Source organism: Acinetobacter sp. YH12120, from assembly GCF_013418795.1.
In the GTDB taxonomy this organism is placed as follows: Bacteria; Pseudomonadota; Gammaproteobacteria; order Pseudomonadales; family Moraxellaceae; genus Acinetobacter; species Acinetobacter towneri.
This window is the reverse complement of record NZ_VPBI01000043.1, coordinates 1-4992: the sequence shown is the minus strand read 5'-3', so window position 1 is coordinate 4992 and position 4992 is coordinate 1. Positions and strand designations below refer to the sequence as shown.

Here is a 4992-nt window from a genome sequence, read left to right as displayed (position 1 = left end):
ATGTTCCCCTGTGCTGCCAATTCTGCAATTTGGGCTTTTTTCTTATCGTCTATAGGCTTGCGGCCTTTATATTTTCCCTCTGCTTTAGCTTTTGCAATGCCTACTTTTTGACGCTCAAGCATCACTTCACGCTCAAATTGTGCAATTGCTGACAATAAATTGAATTGTAGCTTCCCTGTTGGTGTGGTCGTGTCTATATCCATATCTAGGATTTTTAACCCTGCTTTTTTATCTTCTAGCTTTTTTTGAATGGCAACGGTGTCGGCAACGGATCTAGCTAATCTATCTAGCTTAGTCACAACCAAAACATCACCCTCGCGGATATAATCCAATGCCTGCTCTAATTGCTCTCTCTTTTCGTCTACGCTTGATACCTGTTCTTTATAAAATCTCTCACAACCAATTAGGCTAAGTCGCTCAACTTGAGCCGCTAAACTGTATTCTTGATCTTTTGTGCTTGTGCGTGCATAACCGATTAACATAACTATAACCTATCTTTAGGGTCTAAGATATTGTGATAATTCCTATCATAATACACAAAACACATCTAAAGATAGATAAAATTTTATTTAATTTATACTATAAAAAACTATCAATAGATCGTGCTCTATTAATAGGCTTGAACCCCCCTATTGATATAAGAAAAACCTTGCTACTACGATTTTTTCGTAAGCCGCTGCACCCGATAACATCAATATTAAAAGATTTAAGCCGCCGTGCTGATTTATATGTTTTTACGCCCTGTTAATGACTATCGAAAAACCATGCTCTAACGTGTCCATAAATTCCCTATAGATAGCCGAAAACTCATTTATCCTTACCGTTACCTTACCCCCTGAGATATGCGAAAACTCTTTTTTATAGAGGTGGAAGTGCTTAGGCTAAAACTTTATACAATCCAAATCTATGTTTAGATCCTCACCTAGCAATTGCACTGCTGATTCAAAATCTGCTTCTAGCTGCTCGGAAAGTTCATCTAAATCCAAATCTAAATCAAGCTCTAAATCTAAGCCGCAATCTATTTCAAATTCCATAATCTGCCCTCTATTTTTTACGGCGTACTGTGTCATGCTCGCCTGCTTTTGATTGTGTAACGTAATCAAGATAAAATCAAACAAAGCTCTTTTAGGTCTATTGCTCTGTACCTAATTGGGCTTTTTTTATAGCTGTATTTATTCAAAAAAGGGGTATAAGGGGTATAAGGGGTTATTTTGGGCTTACTATAAAATAAATTTTAACTTAACTTTTCAAATCGTATTAGGTGTAATTAAACCCCTTAAACCCCCTAAACCCCCATTTTCACCCTAAAAAACCTATTTTCATTGATCTATATAAGAAAAACCGCCAATTGTAGGCGGTCTAATCTATTTTGCTTATAAAGGTGCGGGGGTTTAAATTTCGGTTACTCTAAACTGTGCCGCATGTTTTCCTGACTTCATAAAAGACAGTTTTAAACCATCTACAATACGGTCACGGCGGTACCTTAAAACCCTCCCTATGCTTCGGCTGTTTAGCCTGCCTTGCGTGATATCTGACAGTAACTCGTATAAATGGTTATTTCCAAAACCGTGTTCAGGCGTACTGACTTCTGCTAGCTGCCGTGCTTCAAACCATGCTGTGCCGTATTCTTTATAAATGGCTCGCAATAGCTCCCCTAAAATTTCTTGCTCGGGGTCTTGTTTGACTGCTTCATTAATAACTATCTTTGGATCATCTAACCCATCTATAAATTGAGCTAACCATGCAACGGGCTGACGGGCTAAGGTGTCCCAGTCTTCAAAAGAAGCTGTTTTGTCAGATATAAAACCGTCAGGATTATTCTGCAAATAACCTCTAATGATAGTTAAGCCTGCTTTAACCATTTCCGCCCTGTGTCGTTTCAAGTGATCCAACGCATTAAACTTAAAAACGTGTTCTATTGGGTTTTCAGTCTGCCGATCTAAGCGGCATGTTAAAACACGTCTAGGTAGTTCGCCTGCAACTTGTAAGTTATTACCTGTCACAAGAAACATTGCTCTATTAGGTAGCTCGATTGTTTCACTTTTACCAAGCGTGCGATCTGTAAATGTTGAAGCTGTCAAAAATGATGCCATAGATGCACTGTTAAAAATGCCCATGACGTTATCCCAAAGAATATTCCGTGATCCTCTGATTAATTCAGAAAATAAACGCTTCCTGATTTCTTCATCATTTTTGCTGTCAATTGGCGGCATTGGTGAGGGTACAACGCCTGTGCCTAAATAGCCTATGCACTGCGCCAAGTATGTTTTTCCTGTTCCCTGTTTTGGGGCGTCAATTGCAAAGGCGGGGGCTGTTTCTACAACGGGGCGGATAATTGACGTAAGGATTGCAGATAAACAAACTGCCCGATCAATTGGATTAACAAATGGAAAATCGCTAAATGGCTGCATTAGCTTTTCATAAGCTGCCTGCACGTCTTGACCTGTCACCTTGTCAGGAATGATTGGCGGCTGTTCATTGGTAGCCAAATAAAGCTGCGTTTCTTTGTCATATCCTGCACGGGTTATAACGTGATCCTGTGGCGTTATTACTGGTGCTGTGATCACTGCTTTTAATTGTTTAAGCCCACGTGCGTCACCTAAAGCAAGGACCTGTTTAATGACAGTAATTGGTGGATCAATTAAAACCTTTTGAAGCTGCTCTTTGCCTTTTGGCTTCCAAGTGAAATATTGAATAAAAGATGACAGATAATAAGGCAATAAATCTGCTGTGATGTTCTTCACTGCCCCGTTATGAATTGTCACCAACTGCCCGCCCATATCGAAAAAATCAGGCATTTCTTTTAACAGTCGCAAGGTGTCCTGTACTGTTTCAAATGCTTTCCCGTTTTTGTGTTCAATTTCTTTGGGCTGTCTGATTAGCTTATAAGACTTCCCGCCGTGTGCTTGGCTGTATAGGTTAGGCTGCCCATTAAACAGATATAAACGCCCTACGGTCCGCCCGCCGTCATAATCAGGTTCAAGTGGATCTTTTGTCCCTTTGCCGTGATATTTACTAGGGTTGTCTAGGATCTCGCCCACTGTGACCGCTGTCATATCATCAAGATATATAACAAAGTCACCCGTTAAAGTGTCGCTATCCGTTGCCCGTCTAACGGTGTTCTGTGCATGTTCAATCTGTGCTTCGTTGGGGGCTGTGAAGCCTTGTTTTTTTAGGTTATCTAAAGCCTTGTCCACAATAAACTTAGCCTTAATTAAATCGGCTTCCTGCTCTAATTCAGCCTTTGCTTTGGCTTGCATGGCTTTAACTTCCGCCAATTCTATCGCCGTCAGGTCAGGCAATGCCGCCTTTGTGTCTAAAGGTACGCCGTTATAAATTTCAGGTTGTGGGCGTTTTTGTTCAACTGGGGCAATGCAATTTGCACCTGAAATAAAATCCAATCTGCTAGGCTGCCAAACGCTGCTATCAATTATTGCTCTGGTTAGGAACGATCCTGCTTTGTTTATTTCAATATGGCCATATCCCGCAAGCCACAAACGGTTAAACAATACATTGCCTGCCCGTTCTATATCTGCTGCATCTTGCACAAGGATATAAACACGCTGTCCACGCAATCCTGTGTGCTGCTGTTCGCCGTTATAGATAAAGCTGCTACTACTGCACCACCACATATAAGCGGCGTTCTTAAGTGACGGTATGACGTCATACAGTGTCTTTATGATCTGCTCTTTGCTTAGTGCTTTACTTTCATCTTTAAAGTCAAAATCAAGCATCATCACGCCGCCAAAATCTCCCCATCTAAAGAAGTCTTTTGTACGTGTTACGGCGTTTTGTGGCTGTCCTTGTTTCTCATACTCGGTTTTGCTGAATATCTGAAACGGCGTGTCTGTTTGTTTGTCAGGTACAATGCCCCAAGTCATAGCTTGATTGGTGTTTAAACCCGTCAGGATTTCCGCCAGTTCATTAATATCTTTTAACGTCTTTGTTATGCCTGTGCCTTGCACCATGTTCGCTGTGGTCTTTGGCTGCTGTATAACGCCGTCAATTAATTGGTAGGTCTTTGTTAAAACTGTTGGGCGTTCACTTGTTACAACTGTTACAGCAAATTGCTCTGTTTTTGTGTTCATAGTTACGCCCCCACTTCATCACGTGTGGAAACGTCATAGCCCATCTGTTCTAAGCGGCTAAATACTTCGGCTCTATCCCATAACAAAGAATTACTTGTATAGATTGGCTTAGGTAGCTTGCCGATATCGACCCAACGATAAACAGTGATACGGCTTTTCTTGATAATGGCTGCAATTTCAACGCTGCCGATAAAATTTGAAGTGAGCATACGCCCTCCTAATTGGTAAAAAATTAAGAGTCGCTGCTTTGTGAGATACTTTTAGAAACAAAGGCAAAAGAGAATTTATTGTGTAATTTATTGCATAAATGCTTTTCTTTGCTAGAATGAGCATAGGTTGCAATTAGAATTGCAAATCTCTTCTGCTTCTCTGTGGTGTCTTCGAAAACTGTTCACAAAGTAGCAAACAAATTTAGGATCTTAGGATTCTGCAAATTAACCGCCTGCCAGCGGTTTTTTTGTACCTAAAGAAAACTAAACTTGTTTCTCTATCGTTCTAAGATTACTCATATTATTACTGCATAGCAAGATCAGAATTTGTGCAATTGGTAAACACATAACGCCTATAAAAAAAAGAACAATCCCAATGAGTGCTTAATTCGTACTGTAATGTAATGTACTAAAAACACGATACAGTACAGTACACCGCAATTTATAACGCAAGGATACATAGCGACCCCTCTGCTATGACCTTGTAAGGGGATTCCCTTAACCCTTTAAAACACGGTAAACCGTTGCAACGCCTACGCCGACCTCATTGGCTATTTCTTCTTTTGTCATGTTCCCCTGTGCTGCCAATTCTGCAATTTGGGCTTTTTTCTTATCGTCTATAGGCTTGCGGCCTTTATATTTTCCCTCTGCTTTAGCTTTTGCAATGCCTACTTTTTGACGCTCAAGCATCACTT

General features: G+C 40.5%; 5 protein-coding genes. All 5 read right to left on the bottom strand.

From position 1 onward, the window contains the following. A partial coding sequence (locus tag FTU58_RS13800; protein ID WP_180062595.1) for a recombinase family protein occupies positions 1 to 482 on the bottom strand: 482 nt, incomplete at its 3' end. A gap of 399 nt (positions 483 to 881) precedes the next feature. Continuing rightward, a complete protein-coding gene (locus FTU58_RS13795) occupies positions 882 to 1070 on the bottom strand; it encodes a hypothetical protein (RefSeq protein ID WP_180062594.1) in 189 nt (62 codons plus the stop codon). Between the two features lie 321 nt (positions 1071 to 1391). Next, entirely contained in the window at positions 1392 to 4088 is a 2697-nt protein-coding gene (locus tag FTU58_RS13790) for a hypothetical protein (protein WP_180062593.1), read from the bottom strand. Positions 4089 to 4090: 2 nt separating this feature from the next. Beyond that, the gene (locus FTU58_RS13785) at positions 4091 to 4297 is read right to left on the bottom strand and encodes an AlpA family transcriptional regulator (protein WP_180062592.1); all 207 of its coding nucleotides are present in this window, start codon (positions 4295 to 4297) and stop codon (positions 4091 to 4093) included. A 498-nt stretch (positions 4298 to 4795) separates the two neighbouring features. Then, the coding region (locus FTU58_RS13780; protein WP_180062591.1) for a helix-turn-helix domain-containing protein at positions 4796 to 4992 on the bottom strand (197 nt) is incomplete at its 5' end.

What these genes read in the sequence shown, in the direction of transcription:
- FTU58_RS13795 (WP_180062594.1), bottom strand. Translation starts at nt 1,070, where the DNA reads ATGACACAGTACGCCGTAAAAAATAGAGGGCAGATTATGGAATTTGAA.
- FTU58_RS13790 (WP_180062593.1), bottom strand. Translation starts at nt 4,088, where the DNA reads ATGAACACAAAAACAGAGCAATTTGCTGTAACAGTTGTAACAAGTGAA.
- FTU58_RS13785 (WP_180062592.1), bottom strand. Translation starts at nt 4,297, where the DNA reads ATGCTCACTTCAAATTTTATCGGCAGCGTTGAAATTGCAGCCATTATC.